The organism is Alteromonas sp. S015 (assembly GCF_036864485.1).
GTDB lineage: Bacteria > Pseudomonadota > Gammaproteobacteria > Enterobacterales > Alteromonadaceae > Alteromonas.
On the sequence record NZ_JAZETO010000009.1, the window covers coordinates 215463 to 233030 of the forward strand.

Genomic DNA, 17568 nt, shown 5'->3' on the forward strand with positions numbered 1-17568 from the left:
CTAAAAGAACGATAAGTGACAAATAATATCAAACCTACCCACTCTCTAGCATGCATTTTAGTGCGCTAAATAAGGTCTATTGGTCTAAACTTTTAGCCCAAGCGTATATCGCTATAAACATGATATGGTCTAAAGTCTCTGTATGACAAATGTTTAGGCTAATATACCATGGAATAATACCAACACGTTAAGGACTCACTTTGTCAGACCCGCTTCTTTCACTCGTTGCAGTTGGATTACTGTCAATTACTTGCCAATACTTAGCCTATAAGATTAGGCTCCCTGCTATTTTACCGCTGTTAATTGTCGGTATTGTGGTTGGCCCTGTTTTTGGCGTGCTCAACGCGGACGACTTATTCGGTGATTTGCTGTTTCCTGTCGTTTCTCTCTCTGTTGCCATTATTCTTTTTGAAGGATCACTGACGCTGAAGTTCAGCGATATCGCTGGTCACGGGAACATGGTGCGAAATCTTTGCTCTGTTGGTGTGGTAGTAACCTGGCTCGTCGCAGCCACTGCTGCTCATTACAGCCTGGACCTTACTTGGCAACTGTCGTTCCTATTCGGAGCCATTGTTACTGTAACGGGCCCCACGGTTATCGTACCTATGCTCAGAACCGTGCGTCCCAAAACCAACTTAGCCAATATCTTACGCTGGGAAGGCATTGTCATCGACCCTATTGGGGCTCTGCTCGCCGTACTGGTTTTCGAATTTATCGTTGCTTCACAAGAAACAGCGATAACCCATACGCTAATTGCGTTTGGCAAAACCATTGGCATTGGCTCAGTACTAGGTCTTGCTTCCGGCTATCTACTTGGACTGTCTATTCGCAAAGACTGGATCCCACACTACCTCCTTAATACCGCGGTATTAACCGTTATTCTAGGTGTGTTTGCAGCGTCTAACTATGTTGCGCACGAGTCTGGCCTTTTAGCGGTTACCATCTCAGGTATGGTACTCGCCAATATGAAGGACGTAGACGTAGAAGACATTCTTGAATTTAAAGAAACCCTCAGTGTTCTGCTTATTTCCGGGCTATTTATTTTGCTTGCCACACGCCTAAATCTGCAATCTGTCGTAGATGTAGGCTGGGGCTCAGTTGTGGTTCTTGCCGCCATTATGTTTGTGGCTAGGCCTTTGTCCGTGCTGGCGTCGTCCGTTGGCACTGGACTCAAACTAAACGAGCTAGCTTTGCTGAGTTGGATTGCACCTCGCGGTATAGTCGCAGCGGCCGTATCAGCCCTTTTTTCGTTGAAACTTGAAGAAATAGGCTATGAAGGCGCGGGGATTATCGTTCCTATCGTCTTTATGGTGATTATTGCAACAGTAGTGGTACAAAGCCTAACTTCACGCACTGTTGCCTCGCTGCTTAAGGTGAGGGCGCCTGCGCCAACTGGCTATCTGATTTTCGGTGGCAGTAAATTCAACCGCGCCTTAGCAACGGAAATGATAAACCAAAAACTAGACGTCACTATTGCAGATACAAACTGGGATGCTATTCGTGAAGCACGTATGATGGATATTCCTGTATATTTTGGCAACCCAATGTCTGACCATGCAGCACGACACCTCGATTTAAACACCTTTGGTACTGTGCTAATTATGTCGCCTTACAAACAACTTAACCCTCTCATTGCTTATCACTTTGAATATACCATGGGCAAAGACAAGGTGTGGGCGCTTACTAATAATGAACAATCTACGCGACCTAGCCACCAAGTTAGTGAACAGTATGCTAAAAAGCTTACACTGTTCGATGAAGGTGTGACCTATGGGTACTTGGCGTCAGCCATTGCCCGTGACTCAATGGTGAAAACCACTCGTTTATCTGAAGAATTTACCTACGAGCAGTACGCCAAGCAGTATGGTGAGCGCGCTACGCCTCTTATCGCTATTAATGCGGAAGGTAAAAGTTATACCTTCATCAACGGCAATAGTATTCAGCCTAAAGCAGGCTGGCGTGTTATCAGCTTGATTGAGCCTGAGCAAGAAATAGAAGGGTGAAGGTAAGAAAACCTCCTGCCGACCGGCAGGAGGTCTCTCCCTGGAGAACACGTAACACAGTGCCCGTTTTAAAGGCGCATATTTATTTGAATTTTGCTGTTGTTACGCTGTCGTACGCTTTATAGCAAGACGCAAACCAACTTTTTCAAAGCCTTTAAAATCATACACATAGTTCAAAAACGCGGTCCTATCCACTTCTTATCCGCGCTCAGAGTTACCATTTCGGTGCATCATGCGCACTGTTACGGGGTTCTTTTTTCGTTCATTTACAATGATTTGTCGCTTTCAATGACGTCATTAATGCAAACAGCGATGAATACACGCTAAAGTAGAATCTAATGCGCCACTGTTGTCTTGCAGAACCTTTTTACCCGCCCTTCCAGCTTGTTCTGCCTTACTGGGTGATTCAAGCCAATCTTGCACCGTTGAAGAAATACGGGAGGCATCTTCAACTATTCTCAACGCGCCGCACTCCTTCAGGTAATCGCAAATAACAGGGTTATTATAGATGTGTGGCCCCATCATTATTGGCAGCGCGTGAGCAGCGGGCTCAAGAGCATTATGACCGCCTCTATCGGCAATCGATCCGCCAACAAAGGCAAATGAGGCAACGGCATAGGCGTGATTTAGCTTCCCCATTTCGTCCAATAAGATGACGTTTACATCTTCAGGTACCTTGCTTGTCTCTGAACTTTTAACAAAAGTTAGTTTATGCTTTTCAAGTAACTTGTCTACGCTATCAAAACGCTCTGGATGGCGAGGAACAATAATAACCCGTAGCTGGGCATTCACTTTCCATAAAGCCTGTGCAGCTTCAATGATAACGCTCTCTTCAGGTTCATGCGTACTACCTGCAACAAGTATTGGCCTTTCACCCTTCGCTAATCCAAGAAAGCGTTCAGAGGGTCTAACTGTGGTAGCGGCTTGGTCAAACTTAATATTATTCGTTAGGGTTAGCTTATCTTGCGTAACTCCTAACCATGCGTAGTTATCGAAATCTCTTTGGCCTTGTGCACACACGTGGGATAGCTTTAACAACATGGGATTAAATAGCTTTCCAATTTTTTTATAACGCTTAGCTGAGCGATCGGTCATGCGAGCATTTATCACCATAACGGGAATGCTCCGCCGCCAACACACATCAATAAGGTTTGGCCATAATTCAACTTCAGTAATCATAACGGCTTTTGGCTTAATGCGTTTTAGCATTGCAGACATGGTTAACGGCAAGTCGTAAGGCAAATAGAAATGATGAACCGTATCTTTAAATATATCTCGTACGCGGGCAGAACCTGTAAGTGTTGTAGTTGTAACGGTTATTTGCACATTGGGTTCCTGTTGAATTATCCGTTTAATTACGCACGAAGCAGCTACCACTTCCCCTACCGAAACACAGTGAAATAAATAGCCATTCTGCTTAAGCGGCTGTGGGACTAAGCCAAACCGCTCAAATCGTCCACGATGCGAGTTATCACTTGTTTTCGAGGCCTTTATTAACAAATGAATAAGTGCGAAGGGAATAGCAAGTACCAATACAAGCGAATATCCCCACCGGCAGAGTGTTTCAAGTAAAGTCGGTTTATAGCCGTGAATGTTGGCAACAACCATAAATACATCCTTTTAAAACAGGTACTTCGGAAACAGGACTTTGTGTTAGCAAATATTGATATTTGCCTTTCAAACCTTGTGTGACAAGAAGCGATGCGCTCACTTTAAAGCGTTGCGCATGTAAATACGTTTGTAAACTGTCACATGCCAAAATAAATAGTTTCGACATTGTAGTGACTTAATAGCCTGCGTCTAGAGCTTGGCCTTATTATGCGTAGTTAAATATTGCTCTCTAACTGCGATGATCAGGCTCTAACTCAACGGGGTGAGCCTCTACTAGGAAGGTCAAAATACAAAAAAGCCGCTCGAAAGCGGCTTTTTTAAGACTTTGAAAAAAGTTAGCGATTAAACGCCAGCTTTCTCAACAACGTCAACTAGCATCCAAGATTTGCTCTTAGATAGCGGGCGACATTCACGTACTGTTACTACGTCACCTTTATTGCATACGTTGTTTTCGTCGTGTGCGTGAAGCTTAGTAGAGCGCTTGATGAACTTCCCGTAGATTGGGTGCTTAACAAAACGTTCAACTACAACAGTGATAGACTTATCCATCTTGTTGCTAACCACACGACCTTGTACTGTACGAATTTTTTGCTCAGTCATTACGCATCAGCCTTTTGAGTCAGAATGGTTTTAACACGCGCGATGTTACGACGTACTTTTCTCAACTGATCAGTTTTTTCAAGCTGACCTGTTGTGTGCTGCATGCGTAGGTTGAACTGTTCGCGTAGCAGGTTAATCAACTCTGCGTTCAGCTCTTCTACGCTCTTTTCTTTCAGTTCAGTCGCTTTCATTACATCACCGTCCGAGTTACAAAGGTTGTTTTAAATGGCAGTTTAGCCGCTGCCAATTCAAACGCTTCGCGTGCAAGATTTTCAGGAACACCTTCCATCTCGTATAGCACACGACCAGGCTGAATTTGGCATACCCAGTACTCAACGTTACCTTTACCTTTACCTTGACGCACTTCTAGAGGCTTCTCAGTAATTGGCTTGTCAGGGAAAACTCGAATCCAAATTTTACCTTGACGCTTAACGTGACGAGTCATAGCACGACGCGCTGCTTCGATTTGGCGCGCAGTCATTCGACCACGACCAACTGCTTTAAGGCCGTAAGTACCAAAGGCAACAGTATTACCCGCTGCTAAGCCGCGGTTGCGGCCTTTGTGCATCTTACGGAACTTCATGCGTTTTGGTTGTAACATGATTAGCCCTCTCGCTTAGCGTTGCGGCCTTTCTTCTTAGGTTGAGCAGCTGGTGCTTGCTCTTGAGTTGTAGGTAGACCACCTAGAACTTCACCTTTGAAGATCCATACTTTAACGCCGATGATACCGTAAGTAGTTGACGCTTCAGAGGTTGCGTAATCGATATCCGCACGGAAAGTGTGCAGAGGAACGCGACCTTCACGGTACCATTCAGAACGTGCAATTTCTGCTCCGCCCAAACGGCCGCTAACTTCAACTTTGATACCTTTCGCGCCTAAACGCATTGCGTTTTGTACTGCGCGCTTCATAGCACGACGGAACATAACACGACGCTCTAGCTGGCTAGAGATGCTGTCAGCTACTAGCTGGCCATCTAGCTCTGGCTTACGTACTTCAGCGATGTTGATCTGAGCTGGCACGCCGGCTAGCTTAGATACGTAGTTACGCAACTTCTCTACGTCTTCACCTTTCTTACCGATTACAACGCCTGGACGAGCAGTGTGAATAGTCACACGGATGCTCTTAGCAGGACGCTCAATCACGATTTTAGAAAGTGAAGCGTTCTTTAGTTGCTTAGTCAGATACTGACGTACCTGATGATCGTTATACAGGTTGTCTGCATAGTCTGCAGTATTAGCGTACCAGGTAGAAGTCCATGGTTTGCTGATACCCAGGCGTATACCTGTAGGATGTACCTTCTGTCCCATTATCTACTCCTAGTTATCCGCTACAACCACAGTGATGTGACTGCTGCGCTTGAAGATACGATCAGCACGGCCTTTAGCACGTGGCTTGATACGTTTCATAGTTGGACCTTCGTCAACGAAAACTTTAGACACGCGTAATTCGTCGATGTCTGCACCTTCGTTGTGCTCTGCGTTAGCAATCGCAGATTCCAATACTTTCTTTACTAGCGCTGCGCTTTTCTTCGGGCTGTACGCAAGAAGCTCTAGAGCTTTCTCAACGTGCATTCCGCGAATTTGATCCGCAACCAAGCGTGCCTTTTGAGCCGACGTGCGGGCAAAACGGTGTTTAGCTAATGCTTCCATCTTCCTACCCCTTAACGTTTAGCTTTCTTATCCGCGACATGGCCGCGGTAAGTACGCGTTGGCGCAAATTCGCCCAACTTGTGGCCGACCATTTCGTCACTAATAATGACAGGTACATGTTGGCGACCGTTATGGACCGCAATGGTCAACCCAATCATATCTGGGATGATCATAGAACGACGAGACCAAGTTTTGATTGGTTTACGTTCGTTCTTTTCCACTGCAGCCTCTACCTTCTTCAGCAAGTGAAGGTCAATAAAAGGACCTTTCTTGAGAGAACGTGGCATGGTGAATCCTCGCTATTACTTGTTTCGACGACGTACGATAAGCTTATCAGTACGCTTGTTGCTTCGGGTTTTCTTACCTTTGGTAGGAACACCCCAAGGAGTTACTGGGTGACGACCGCCTGATGTACGACCTTCACCACCACCGTGTGGGTGATCAACCGGGTTCATGGCAACACCACGAACGGTAGGACGAACACCACGCCAGCGTGTAGCACCAGCTTTACCTAGTGAACGAAGCATGTGCTCTGCATTGCCAACTTCACCGATAGTGGCGCGGCAATCAGATAGAACTTTACGCATTTCGCCAGAGCGTAGACGTAAGGTAACGTAGTTTCCGTCACGTGCTAGGATCTGAGCATAAGCACCAGCAGAACGTGCGATTTGCGCACCTTTGCCAGGCTTCATTTCAATTGCGTGTACAACAGTACCTACAGGGATGTTACGCATAGGTAGTGTGTTACCAGACTTGATCGGAGCGTCCGAACCAGACTGGATTGCATCACCTGCTTGCATACCCTTAGGAGCCAGAATGTAACGACGTTCACCGTCTGCGTACAATACTAGTGCAATGTTTGCAGAACGGTTTGGATCGTATTCTAAACGCTCAACTTTAGCTGGAATGCCGTCTTTGTTGCGTTTAAAGTCGATTACACGGTAGTGTTGCTTATGACCACCACCAATGTGACGAGTGGTAATACGACCATTGTTGTTACGACCGCCAGATTTGCTGTTCTTTTCAAGCAAAGGTGCGTACGGTGCACCTTTGTGCAGGTCAGGATTTACGACCTGAACAACGTGACGACGACCGGCAGAAGTTGGCTTAGCTTTCAATAATGGCATTTCTAATCCCCTTCTTACTCAGCACCACCGACAAAGTCGATGTCCTGACCTTCTTTAAGAACCACGTAGGCCTTTTTCCAGTCGCTGCGCTTACCGAAAGACATGCCGTGACGCTTGGTTTTACCCTTAACGTTCACAGTACGAACACCTTCAACTTCAACTTCAAACAGTTTTTCAACTGCAGCTTTGATTTCGGCTTTGTTCGCGTCTTTAGCTACTTTAAATACAACTGTGTTGTTCGCTTCAGCAGCCATTGTAGACTTTTCTGAAACGTGAGGTGCTACTAGCACCTTCAGTAGACGTTCTTCTTTCATGCTAACGCCTCCTCAAGTTGTTTAACCGCATCAGCAGTCATTAGCACTTTTTCAAATGCAATCAAGCTCACTGGGTCGATGCCTGCTACGTCACGTACGTCAACTTTGTACAAGTTGCGCGCCGCTAGGAACAAGTTCTCATCAACTTCAGGAGTAACGATTAGAACGTCATTTAGTTCATATTCGTTAAGTGCTGAAATAAGAGCTTTAGTCTTAGGTGCGTCAACACCGAACTTCTCTACAACAACCAAACGGTCTTGACGGATTAGTTCAGACAGGATGCTCTTGATCGCACCGCGATACATTTTCTTGTTAACTTTTTGGTCAAAGTCACGAGGCTTTGCTGCGAAAGCACGGCCACCGCCAACCCAAATTGGGCTACGGATTGTACCAGCACGCGCGCGGCCAGTACCTTTTTGACGCCATGGCTTCTTACCGCCACCACGAACTTCAGCGCGAGTTTTCTGCGCTTTTGTACCCTGACGAGCACCTGCACCGTAAGCTACAACTACCTGGTGTACCAGGGCTTCGTTGAATTCACGTCCAAAGGTCGCTTCGGATACTTCAAGAGCGCTTTTCGCGTCTTTCAATGTTAATTCCATCAGTTCACTCCCCAGACGTTACGCTTTAACAGCTGGCTTTACGATTACATCGTTGCCAGTTGCGCCAGGTACGGCACCTTTAACTAGGATAAGGCCGTTCTCTACGTCAACACGTACAACTTCCAAAGACTGAGTAGTCACTTGCTTGTTACCAAGCTGACCAGCCATTTTCTTGCCTTTGAATACTTTACCTGGTGATTGGTTTTGACCAATTGAACCAGGAGCACGGTGTGACAAAGAGTTACCGTGTGTCATACGCTGAGAACTGAAATTCCAGCGTTTGATAGCACCTTGGAAACCTTTACCTTTTGATGTACCAGTTACATCAATTTTCTTAGTGTCGTTAAAGATTTCAACAGTGATTTCACTGCCTACTTCAATATCGGCACCTTCGTTTTCTTCTAGGCGGAATTCTACTAGAGTGCGTCCAGCTTCAACACCAGCTTTAGCAAAGTGACCTGCTTCAGCTTTGTTGATGCGGTTAGCTTTCTTAGTTCCAGCAGTAACCTGAAGAGCGCGATAACCGTCAGTTTCCTCAGTACGAAGCTGAGTAACACGGTTTGGGGTCGCTTCAATAACAGTCACAGGGATAGACGTACCATCTTCAGTGAAGATGCGAGTCATACCCACTTTACGACCGACTAGACCAATCGCCATTGTTATAACCCTCTCTTATTAGCCCAGGCTGATTTGAACATCAACGCCAGCAGCCAAGTCCAAACGCATCAACGCGTCAACTGTTTTATCAGTTGGCTCGATGATGTCTACCAAACGCTTGTGAGTACGGATTTCATATTGATCACGCGCGTCTTTGTTAACGTGCGGAGAAATCAGAACTGTATAGCGTTCTTTGCGAGTAGGTAGAGGAATAGGACCACTTACCTGAGCACCAGTGCGTTTCGCAGTTTCAACGATTTCAGCCGTAGACTGATCGATCAACTTGTGATCAAACGCTTTCAAACGAATGCGAATTCTTTGATTTGGCATCGATTAAGCTCCAATCGAAAGAACAAAAAAATTCACCCTTTCTCTTCCATTAATGTAGGAAAGAAAGGATGTGCGTAAACCGATGGTTCCCAATCGGAACCCTGTTCTTTTTTCTAGCACGCCAGCAACAGGCTAATCGGTAAAGATGAATCCGTCACTTCGGCAACCACCCTAAAAGCAGTGAGGTTGCGGCTAAAAATTACGTGCCCTAATTGGGCAGTGGGCGCGAATTATACAGAAAGACTGAAGCAATGCAAGCGTCAGTTTGCTTTTTATACACATATTTTTACGCTATGCCTGTATATGTAACTGGCTATAAGTAGTATTGTTGCTTTTACTGTATAGGTATATCTTGTTACCTTAACTTAACAAGTACGTGTTATGCCAAATGCTTAAAGGAATAGGCGACAACATTTTTAGTAGTGAGAGTATGGAAGTAGTAAATAGTCAGCAAATTTTTGCACAAATAAAACGCATCTTAAGCAGCCACTCTACGTTGTTAGATGCCTACAGCCTATTAGAGCCCATGATACTCGGCTTATTTGACGCAACTCGCATGAGTATTTTTCAGCGCCGCCGTCAGCATCAGGACTTGGTTGCCCGATTTAAAACTGGTAAAGAAAACTTAGAAATAAAAGTACCGATTAGCCCCATGTCTATTGCTGGCTACGTTGCCCTTTCGCAGAAACCTGTTGTTATCGACGACCCTTACAACCCTACGCTACTTCAAAGTATTCACCCCCGCCTTCGGTTCGCCGACAAATTTGATAAAAACAACGACTTCAAAACACAGAACATTCTTTGCGTACCGATAATGAATGCAGGTGTGTTAATGGGTGTAATTCAAATCATCAACAAAACCAACGGTGGATTTACAGAAGACGATCTTAAGCTTGGTAACGCACTTGCCCTTATTCTAGGCGATAAATTCAGATTTGAATTAGGGGGTACGAATAACCCTTTCGATCTACTCGTTCATAAAGGCCTGTTGGACGAAGCCACATTGAACGATACTCAGGACGCTACTCCAGACATTCGCGCCCTAATTCATCGCCTTGTATCTGAACATCGTATCTCTGAAGAAGAAATTGGCAATTCGCTTTCTATTCATTATCAAGTGCCTTTCATTCCCTATTTACCTGATAAATACCACAGGTTCGAAAATGAAAGCCGTCTAAATGTTTCTTATTTAAAAAGAAACTATGTGGCTGTTATTGCCGATGCCCATGACAAACCCATTGTATTGATGGCTGAGCCTAATAATGCTGCGCTTCTCATGGAAATAGAGAGTGCCATGGGCATTGACAGCTACGAGATAGCTGTCAGCCTTCCAAGTTTAATCCTCCAATATTTGGGGGAAAACAGCGGCGGTGGTGGTCCAGGCGAGATGAGCGATATTCTCGACGAGATAGGCACATCGACTAACGATATTGACGAACAAGTAGACGAGCTATCGGACGACGCTCCTGCCGTTGTGCGCCTAGTAAGCCGTATTCTTCACGATGCCAAAAGACTTAATGCTTCGGACATCCATATCGACCCAGAGAAAAACGCGCCTACTCGCGTGCGTATGCGCGTGGACGGTGTTTGCCGCGACATGAACCAGGTGCCGAATTCTCACCATAGCGCAGTAATTGCCCGCATAAAAATTATGTCGAATTTGAACATCGCTGAAAAACGCGTACCACAAGATGGCAAACTCGCCTTCAGAATGAATGGTCAACTTGTTGAAGTTCGTGTTGCCACCATACCTACGGTTGCCGGTGAAGGTGTGGTTATGCGTATTCTTGCCTCTGGCGGTGCGATGCCTATAGATAAGATGAACTTGGCACCGAACAACCGTGCCCGTTTGGAAGAGATGATTAAGAAGCCTCACGGCATTCTTTTGGTAGTGGGACCAACGGGGTCAGGTAAAACCACCACGCTTCACGCGATATTGGGTTATTTGAACACACCAGAAAAGAAGATTTGGACGGCTGAAGACCCAGTGGAAATCACACAACCTGGCCTACAACAGGTACAGGTAAGCCCTAAGATTGGCTTCAACTTTGCTGCAGCCCTGCGCGCATTCTTACGTGCCGACCCTGACATTATTCTGATTGGTGAGATGCGTGATAAAGAAACCGCGCATGCAGGTATTGAGGCCTCGTTAACCGGTCACTTGGTGTTGTCTACGCTTCATACCAACTCAGCACCAGAAACCATTACTCGTCTACTTGATTTGGGTCTCGATCCCGTGAACTTCTCTGATGCCTGCGTAGGAATACTGGCCCAACGGCTTATCCGCACGCTCTGCGGTAAGTGTAAAGAAAAATACATTGCCACTGAAACCGATATGGCCTTTATTGAGCGCCAGTACGGCAATGCGCACATTGCAGAACTGAATATTCAAACGCCGTTAGAGTTATACCGAGCAAAAGGCTGTGAAGAGTGCGGAAACACAGGTTACAAGGGGAGAACAGGCGTACACGAATTACTGGGCATGACGCCAGAGCTTCGCTCAATGATATATAAAGAAGCTAGCGTCGCCGATATGAAATCTCAGGCAGCAGCTGATGGTATGCGTACTCTCGTACAAGATGCAATTTTTAAAGTACTTAAAGGCGACACCGACCTAGCTCAAGTACAAATTATTGGTGGTGATTAATCTTCTATTTTCGTTTTCAACGTAAAAGAAAGGCAAGGGAGCGCTCCCTTGCCTTCGACATTTGGAGTACTTATTTTTTCAAGTATTCTCTGATCACGTAATGTAGAATTCCGCCGTTTTCAAAGTAAGTGAACTCGTTTGATGTATCAATTCTGATATCCATCATAAACGTTGTTGTTTTCCCTTCATCCGACACTGCTTTCACTTCAACCTCGGTCTGCCCACGTTCAACAGCGTTAATAGAAAAAGACTCATTGCCTTTAAGTTCCAAAGAACTCGCGCTGTCACCCGATTTAAATTGAAGGGGTAAGATTCCCATACCAATTAGGTTTGAACGATGTATTCTTTCATAGCTCTCAGCCAAAACCGCTTTTACACCCATAAGTGAAGGGCCTTTAGCTGCCCAATCTCGACTCGAGCCAGTACCGTACTCTTTTCCACCAATAACAATGGCTGGTACGCCGTCATCTTTGTAACGCATCGCAGCGTGGAAAATGGACATGCTTTCGCCACTAGGGAAATGTGTTGTTGCGCTCCCTCTAGTACCTGGTGCCAGCTGGTTTTGGAGTCGAACATTAGCAAACGTACCTCTCATCATAACCTCGTGGTTACCACGACGAGACCCGTAAGAGTTAAAATCATTAGGGTCAACGCCTTGCGCCTGCAGATATTCGCCCGCAGGGCTATCTTTAGCAATGGCGCCAGCTGGCGAAATATGATCAGTAGTAATCGAATCACCAACCTTAACCAGGCAGCGCGCGTTTTCGATTGCAGATAATGCTTCAGGCTCCTTACCCATCACTTCAAAGAAAGGCGGGTGTTTAATGTAGGTTGATTCCGGCCAGTCATATACTGAAGTTTTACTTACCTGTAGCTCGTTCCACTCACCACTTCCTTTGAAAACATCTGCATACTTTTCTTTAAACAAATCGCCTGTAACGTTTTGTGCGATATATTGCTGAATCTCGTCTTCAGTAGGCCAGATATCTTTTAAATATACTGGAGTACCGTCATTCGCTTGGCCTAGCGGCTGTTTCGTAATATCAACATTCATATTCCCTGCTAATGCGTACGCCACAACCAACGGCGGAGATGCAAGGTAGTTTGCAGCTACATCAGGATGGATTCGGCCTTCGAAGTTACGGTTACCAGATAAAACCGACGTCACGGTGAGCTTCGCTTTTCTAATGGCGTCAGTAATGGCGTCAGGTAAGGGACCTGAATTACCGATACAAGTAGTACAACCATAGCCTACCAAATTAAAACCAAGCGATTCTAGCGGGTCCATAAGGCCAGCATCTTCTAAATACTGAGTAACAACCTGAGAGCCAGGAGCTAGTGAGGTTTTAACCCAAGGTTTGCGCGTTAGACCTTTTTCCGCGGCTTTCTTAGCAAGTAAACCTGCTCCAACAAGCACGGATGGATTCGACGTGTTAGTACAGCTGGTGATAGCAGCGATTACAATAGCGCCATCTTCTAGGTTGAACTTGCTTCCTCTAAATTCCACAAAGGAGTCGTGCTCTTCGTCCACCTCGTCTGTTGTACCTAACCCCGCTTCAGCGATTAGATCGGTTTCTTCATCAAGAACTTTTACATCAATTTGCGAACGATGCCATTCATTAAACGCTTCTGCCGCTTTATCTAGTGCAATTCGATCTTGTGGGCGTTTGGGTCCTGCAAGCGACGGCACGACTTCACTTAAATCAAGTTCCAGCGTTTCATGATACTGTGCGTCTTTTGAATGATCGTCGTGCCATAAATGACTAAACTTCGCATATTCCTCAACAAGAGCAACTTGATTTTCATCTCGACCCGTCAGTCGGAGGTAATCTAAAGCCACGTCATCAATAGGAAATATGCCGCACGTTGCGCCATACTCAGGTGCCATGTTTGCGATGGTGGCGCGATCAGCCGTTGTTAGGTGTTTCAGACCCGGTCCATAAAATTCTACAAACTTTCCAACTACCCCATGTTCACGTAACTGCTCCGTTATGGTAAGCACCATGTCAGTAGCAGTTACGCCAGCAGGTAACTTACCTGAAAGCCTGAAGCCAACGACCTTAGGCAAAAGCATGGTAACTGGCTGACCCAGCATCGCCGCTTCTGCTTCAATACCACCCACACCCCAGCCTAGAACGCCAAGGCCATTAATCATAGTAGTGTGCGAATCTGTTCCTACTAGGGTATCTGGGTAAACCAAGGTTTCCCCATCTTGTTCTTTGGTAAATGCGCAACGAGCAAGATACTCTAGGTTAACCTGATGCACGATACCGCGACCTGGGGGAACCACTTTGAAATTGTCAAAGCTAGATTGCCCCCATTTTAGAAATTGATAACGCTCTCTATTTCGCTGGATTTCTATATCAGTATTCTTTTCAAGCGCGTTCTCTTCAGCGAAGTGATCAACCATTACTGAATGATCGATAACAAGTTCTACTGGGTTTAATGGGTTAATGGCCTGAGCGTCGCCACCTAAACGATTAACTGCATCGCGCATGGCTGCTAGGTCAACAATAGCGGGCACGCCCGTAAAATCTTGGAGGATAACGCGCGCGGGAACAAAAGACACCTCATGATCAACATGATTTTCTGTATCCCACTTCGCTACCTGCTCAATATCGTTGCTATTAACAAACTCTTGGTCTTCATGACGAATCAGGTTTTCCAATAGAATTTTGATACAAAACGGAAGCCTGTCGAGCGCATATTTACTGCCTATACTGTCAAAATTAACCGCCTTGAAGTTTTTGCCGTTTACTTCAAGCTGCGAAAAAGACTTATATGTCATACGCTCACCTTCCTTTTTTGCCTGTTCGTGAATATTGTGTACGTTTCAATTTTTCCAACGCAAGAATCGAGCAACGTATAATTATTCCGTTGCCTTATTTTTTAATTTGTACGGCCACAACATGAAAAAAAGTTCACCTACTAGTAGTAATAGCATCGCTTTTTTAGCTATATCTTGTTATCGGTTTAAACAGATGGATTATGAAGAAGCGCTATATCAACTAGAAAAACCTGACTAGGACAGATAGCGCTTATTGGTAGGTAAGCTTGGCACATCATATTTTGAGGCTAATTGGTAAGAAAACTTAGCGTATGAACAAAGTATTAGCTGATTAAGATGATTTACAAATATGCAACATTTCTGTTTTATTATGACTTCCCAAACGTTATGCTTAGAATAAGGTTAAACACCAAATGTCTTAATGCATGCTTTTGGAAGGTTTTGAGATAAACAGGCATTAGTAATAAGCAATAACAATAATAACGAAGTTACCATGACACATCCGCTAGTGAAGAAATACAACCTTGCGCCTCATCCTGAAGGAGGATTCTATCGTCAGGTCTTCCGCTCTGAAAATGAAACTAAATCGTTTGTGCACAATGGTAGTCGACCCGCACTTACTCATATTTATTTTCTTCTTCTGAAGGGACAAGTCAGTCGTTTTCATCGCGTTTTACACGATGAAGTATGGAACCACTATGAAGGCGCTCCCTTACAGCTATTTCAACTCCAAAAACAACAGTTGTGGGAACGTCGTATTGGTGGCGAAAACAGCGGTTATGTTGAAGTTGTTAAAGCGGGGAATTTTCAGGCGGGTGCAACTATGGGAGATTACTCTCTTGTGGGTTGTACGGTAGCGCCAGGGTTTGACTTCGAAGACTTTAGCTTTATCGAAGAACCGGCAATGCAAGAGTGGATAAAAATTGCGCATCCAGACCTTACGCGCTTTATATAATAAGTCCTAAATTTTAGCGACAAACACACGTCTTACCTGCGATTTTGTACCCGCATAAACTGGATTTTTAAGCGCCAATCAAGGATGATAACAGTAGATTTATAAATATACGTCTGAACGTCCAATTTCTGGCATTATCTCAGACTATTTCACTCTAACGCCGCAGGTAACCCAACTATGTATAAATTGGTACTTATTCGTCATGGAGAAAGTCAGTGGAACTTGGAAAATCGTTTCACGGGCTGGCACGACGTTGACTTGACCGACACTGGTGTAGCACAAGCAAAGACCGCAGGCCAGCTTCTTAAAGACGCTGGATTTACATTTGATCAGGCCTATACGTCTGTACTTCTTCGCGCAATCAAAACACTCAATATTGCACTTGAAGAGATGGGCCAGCACTATCTTCCTGTTGAGCGTCACTGGCGTCTAAACGAACGTCACTACGGTGCACTAACGGGCCTAGACAAAGCGGAAACTGCTGCCAAGCATGGTGAAGAGCAGGTTAAAATATGGCGTCGTAGCTTCGACATCCCACCTCCTGCAGTTGAAGACGACAGCGAGCACTTTCCAGGACACGATCCACGCTACAACAATGTAGATGCTGATATTCTGCCACGTGGTGAGAGCCTAAAACTAACAATCGAACGCGTACTGCCTTACTGGCATGACGTTATTCGTCCGGATATTCAAGCTGGAAAGCGCGTAATTATTGCTGCCCATGGTAATAGCCTGCGCGCTCTTGTTAAGTATCTTGATGGTATGTCAGACGAAGAAGTGTTGGGTCTGAACATTCCTACAGGTGTTCCACTTGTATACGAATTAGATGAGAACCTGAAGCCAATTTCTAAAGAGTATCTTGGTGATGCTGACGCTATCAAAGCAATGATGGATGCAGTTGCAAAGCAAGGCAAAGCGAAGTAATCGGTTGCCTTTTTAGGTACGAAAAAGCCTGCGTTAGCAGGCTTTTTTAATGGGTGTCTAATTAGACTAGTTTGGCACTTTCACCAACCATTCATGGGTATCTTCAGCTTTACCCCATTGGATATCATTTAACGCTTTTCTTAACTTCATTGTCACAGGGCCAGCTTCGCCGTTACCAACCTGATATTCTTTGTCGTTGTGAATAAAGGTACCTACCGGCGTAAGTACAGCTGCAGTACCAGATAGTGCAGCCTCAGTATTTGGCTTAGCTGAACGCTCTAATAGTTCTTCAACTGTGATATCCCGCTCACTAACCGTCATGCCATGGTCTTTAGCTATCTCTAGGATAGTTGCACGGGTTACACCATGTAGGAAGCTAGAGTCTAACCCTTTAGTAATGATTTCATCGCCATCGATGAGTAGGAAATTAGCAGCACCCGTTTCTTGTACGTCGCCATTAGGACAGAACAATATTTGATCGGCCTGTACTTCAGCGCGCGCTTTAAGAATAGGAGGCAACGCACTAGCGTAGTTACCACCGCTTTTTACCATTCCCATGTGCGGCGCACAGCGCATGCCTGTTTCATCTAGCAACAAGCGTAGTGGCTTCAAACCGCCGGCAAAGTAATCCCCAACCGGCGATAATAGAACGTATAGCATTGAACTTGCTGATGGTGCAGCCGCTTTACCAATAGACGCTTCGGTTCCGATATGCGTAGGACGGATATACATAGAACCTGGTGGCTCTGGAACTTCAGAAGCGTATTTAGCAACAATGTCGGTGATCATCTTTTCGACTTGTGCTTTGTCTATTTCAGGTAGATTTAACAGACGACTACTTTGAGCAAAGCGCTCAATATTCTTATCCATTCTAAAAATGTTGATGCTGCCATCTTCGTGCTTAAATGCTTTTAAACCTTCAAAGCACGTACTTGAGTAATGAAGCACGTGTGCGCCAGGGTGAAGCTGAATACTGTTTGCACTGACAAATTCGGTGTCAGTCCATTTATCGTTGACAAAGGTAGCTAGTGCCATTTGTGGCATGAATACTGTACCGAATACGGCCATTAGTTTGTCCTATTTACTTCGACTAAAAAAATACCCAACAGAGTTTACCAAAAAACGTCCACTTTGCTAAAAGTATGTCAGTTCAATAAAGGCTTTTATCTATTAATAACGTCTACAAATACTGACAACACAAAAATTATGGGGTCAGAGTACATTTCTCTGAGTTAGCAGCACATTAGGATAATGGGTATAACTATATTCTGATGTTTAAAGTAATAAAGTACTCTGACCCCAATTTGAGGTGTTGCTGGGGGAGTGCGGATTAATGTACTCTGACCCCATTTTTCTTTCG

18 protein-coding genes are annotated in these 17568 nt (G+C 45.1%); 4 read left to right on the plus strand and 14 right to left on the minus strand.

From position 1 onward, the window contains the following. The first annotated feature begins 200 nt into the window (after window positions 1-200). Entirely contained in the window at window positions 201-2003 is a 1803-nt protein-coding gene (locus V7R42_RS17260; protein ID WP_334021584.1) for a cation:proton antiporter, read from the plus strand. Between the two features lie 297 nt (window positions 2004-2300). On the opposite strand, the gene V7R42_RS17265 is transcribed toward V7R42_RS17260, so the two are convergent. The 12 genes from V7R42_RS17265 to rpsJ form a co-directional block, all read right to left on the minus strand. Further along, on the minus strand, window positions 2301-3611 hold the full coding sequence (locus V7R42_RS17265; protein WP_334021585.1) for a 3-deoxy-D-manno-octulosonic acid transferase: 1311 nt from the start codon (window positions 3609-3611) through the stop codon (window positions 2301-2303). Between the two features lie 345 nt (window positions 3612-3956). Then, a complete protein-coding gene (gene rpsQ / locus V7R42_RS17270) occupies window positions 3957-4214 on the minus strand; it encodes a 30S ribosomal protein S17 (protein ID WP_014975444.1) in 258 nt (85 codons plus the stop codon). Beyond that, window positions 4214-4405: a 50S ribosomal protein L29 gene (gene rpmC, locus V7R42_RS17275; protein WP_014947980.1), complete on the minus strand. Its 192-nt coding sequence runs from the start codon at window positions 4403-4405 to the stop codon at window positions 4214-4216. Before rpmC ends, rpsQ begins: the two co-directional genes overlap by 1 nt. Further along, on the minus strand, window positions 4405-4815 hold the full coding sequence (rplP, locus tag V7R42_RS17280; RefSeq protein WP_014947979.1) for a 50S ribosomal protein L16: 411 nt from the start codon (window positions 4813-4815) through the stop codon (window positions 4405-4407). The genes rpmC and rplP overlap by 1 nt, the downstream gene beginning before the upstream one ends. Window positions 4816-4817: 2 nt before the next feature. Then, window positions 4818-5522, minus strand: a complete 705-nt coding sequence (gene rpsC, locus V7R42_RS17285; protein ID WP_014947978.1) for a 30S ribosomal protein S3 — start codon at window positions 5520-5522, stop codon at window positions 4818-4820. Between the two features lie 9 nt (window positions 5523-5531). Beyond that, complete coding sequence (gene rplV / locus V7R42_RS17290) at window positions 5532-5864, minus strand: 50S ribosomal protein L22 (RefSeq protein WP_014947977.1); 333 nt, start codon at window positions 5862-5864, stop codon at window positions 5532-5534. 11 nt (window positions 5865-5875) lie between these two features. Beyond that, a complete protein-coding gene (gene rpsS, locus V7R42_RS17295) occupies window positions 5876-6151 on the minus strand; it encodes a 30S ribosomal protein S19 (RefSeq protein WP_012516961.1) in 276 nt (91 codons plus the stop codon). Between the two features lie 15 nt (window positions 6152-6166). Then, on the minus strand, window positions 6167-6991 hold the full coding sequence (gene rplB / locus V7R42_RS17300; protein WP_014947976.1) for a 50S ribosomal protein L2: 825 nt from the start codon (window positions 6989-6991) through the stop codon (window positions 6167-6169). Between the two features lie 14 nt (window positions 6992-7005). Next, the gene (rplW, locus tag V7R42_RS17305; RefSeq protein ID WP_012516959.1) at window positions 7006-7305 is read right to left on the minus strand and encodes a 50S ribosomal protein L23; all 300 of its coding nucleotides are present in this window, start codon (window positions 7303-7305) and stop codon (window positions 7006-7008) included. Then, window positions 7302-7907: a 50S ribosomal protein L4 gene (gene rplD, locus V7R42_RS17310; protein ID WP_334021586.1), complete on the minus strand. Its 606-nt coding sequence runs from the start codon at window positions 7905-7907 to the stop codon at window positions 7302-7304. Before rplD ends, rplW begins: the two co-directional genes overlap by 4 nt. An 18-nt stretch (window positions 7908-7925) precedes the next feature. Further along, window positions 7926-8564 carry a 50S ribosomal protein L3 gene (rplC, locus tag V7R42_RS17315; protein WP_014947975.1) on the minus strand — a complete coding sequence of 213 codons (639 nt, stop codon included), beginning with the start codon at window positions 8562-8564 and terminating at the stop codon, window positions 7926-7928. Between the two features lie 18 nt (window positions 8565-8582). Further along, window positions 8583-8894 (minus strand): 30S ribosomal protein S10, encoded by a 312-nt coding sequence (rpsJ, locus tag V7R42_RS17320; protein ID WP_010179497.1) that lies wholly within the window; start codon window positions 8892-8894, stop codon window positions 8583-8585. A 388-nt stretch (window positions 8895-9282) separates the two neighbouring features. On the opposite strand from rpsJ, the gene V7R42_RS17325 reads away from it, so the two are divergent. Then, complete coding sequence (locus V7R42_RS17325; protein WP_334021587.1) at window positions 9283-11541, plus strand: GspE/PulE family protein; 2259 nt, start codon at window positions 9283-9285, stop codon at window positions 11539-11541. 70 nt (window positions 11542-11611) lie between these two features. Here the strand turns inward: V7R42_RS17325 and acnA are convergent, their stop codons facing one another. Continuing rightward, on the minus strand, window positions 11612-14329 hold the full coding sequence (gene acnA, locus V7R42_RS17330; protein WP_334021589.1) for an aconitate hydratase AcnA: 2718 nt from the start codon (window positions 14327-14329) through the stop codon (window positions 11612-11614). 493 nt (window positions 14330-14822) lie between these two features. Between acnA and V7R42_RS17335 the strand changes: the two genes are divergently transcribed. Beyond that, window positions 14823-15284 (plus strand): cupin domain-containing protein, encoded by a 462-nt coding sequence (locus V7R42_RS17335; RefSeq protein ID WP_334021590.1) that lies wholly within the window; start codon window positions 14823-14825, stop codon window positions 15282-15284. 177 nt (window positions 15285-15461) lie between these two features. Then, window positions 15462-16208 carry a 2,3-diphosphoglycerate-dependent phosphoglycerate mutase gene (gene gpmA / locus V7R42_RS17340; protein ID WP_014947970.1) on the plus strand — a complete coding sequence of 249 codons (747 nt, stop codon included), beginning with the start codon at window positions 15462-15464 and terminating at the stop codon, window positions 16206-16208. A gap of 66 nt (window positions 16209-16274) precedes the next feature. Here gpmA and V7R42_RS17345 read toward each other — a convergent pair whose 3' ends face one another. Beyond that, the gene (locus tag V7R42_RS17345; protein ID WP_334021591.1) at window positions 16275-17276 is read right to left on the minus strand and encodes a branched-chain amino acid aminotransferase; all 1002 of its coding nucleotides are present in this window, start codon (window positions 17274-17276) and stop codon (window positions 16275-16277) included. Between the last annotated feature and the right edge of the window lie 292 nt (window positions 17277-17568).

Bases quoted from the DNA above. Each gene is read 5' to 3' on its own strand.
- rpmC (WP_014947980.1), bottom strand. From the start codon at position 4,405: ATGAAAGCGACTGAACTGAAAGAAAAGAGCGTAGAAGAGCTGAACGCA.
- rplV (WP_014947977.1), bottom strand. From the start codon at position 5,864: ATGGAAGCATTAGCTAAACACCGTTTTGCCCGCACGTCGGCTCAAAAG.
- V7R42_RS17335 (WP_334021590.1), top strand. From the start codon at position 14,823: ATGACACATCCGCTAGTGAAGAAATACAACCTTGCGCCTCATCCTGAA.
- gpmA (WP_014947970.1), top strand. From the start codon at position 15,462: ATGTATAAATTGGTACTTATTCGTCATGGAGAAAGTCAGTGGAACTTG.
- rplP (WP_014947979.1), bottom strand. From the start codon at position 4,815: ATGTTACAACCAAAACGCATGAAGTTCCGTAAGATGCACAAAGGCCGC.
- rpsC (WP_014947978.1), bottom strand. From the start codon at position 5,522: ATGGGACAGAAGGTACATCCTACAGGTATACGCCTGGGTATCAGCAAA.
- rpsS (WP_012516961.1), bottom strand. From the start codon at position 6,151: ATGCCACGTTCTCTCAAGAAAGGTCCTTTTATTGACCTTCACTTGCTG.
- rpsJ (WP_010179497.1), bottom strand. From the start codon at position 8,894: ATGCCAAATCAAAGAATTCGCATTCGTTTGAAAGCGTTTGATCACAAG.
- rplB (WP_014947976.1), bottom strand. From the start codon at position 6,991: ATGCCATTATTGAAAGCTAAGCCAACTTCTGCCGGTCGTCGTCACGTT.
- acnA (WP_334021589.1), bottom strand. From the start codon at position 14,329: ATGACATATAAGTCTTTTTCGCAGCTTGAAGTAAACGGCAAAAACTTC.
- V7R42_RS17345 (WP_334021591.1), bottom strand. From the start codon at position 17,276: ATGGCCGTATTCGGTACAGTATTCATGCCACAAATGGCACTAGCTACC.
- rplC (WP_014947975.1), bottom strand. From the start codon at position 8,564: ATGGCGATTGGTCTAGTCGGTCGTAAAGTGGGTATGACTCGCATCTTC.
- V7R42_RS17325 (WP_334021587.1), top strand. From the start codon at position 9,283: ATGCTTAAAGGAATAGGCGACAACATTTTTAGTAGTGAGAGTATGGAA.
- rplD (WP_334021586.1), bottom strand. From the start codon at position 7,907: ATGGAATTAACATTGAAAGACGCGAAAAGCGCTCTTGAAGTATCCGAA.
- V7R42_RS17265 (WP_334021585.1), bottom strand. From the start codon at position 3,611: ATGGTTGTTGCCAACATTCACGGCTATAAACCGACTTTACTTGAAACA.
- rpsQ (WP_014975444.1), bottom strand. From the start codon at position 4,214: ATGACTGAGCAAAAAATTCGTACAGTACAAGGTCGTGTGGTTAGCAAC.
- rplW (WP_012516959.1), bottom strand. From the start codon at position 7,305: ATGAAAGAAGAACGTCTACTGAAGGTGCTAGTAGCACCTCACGTTTCA.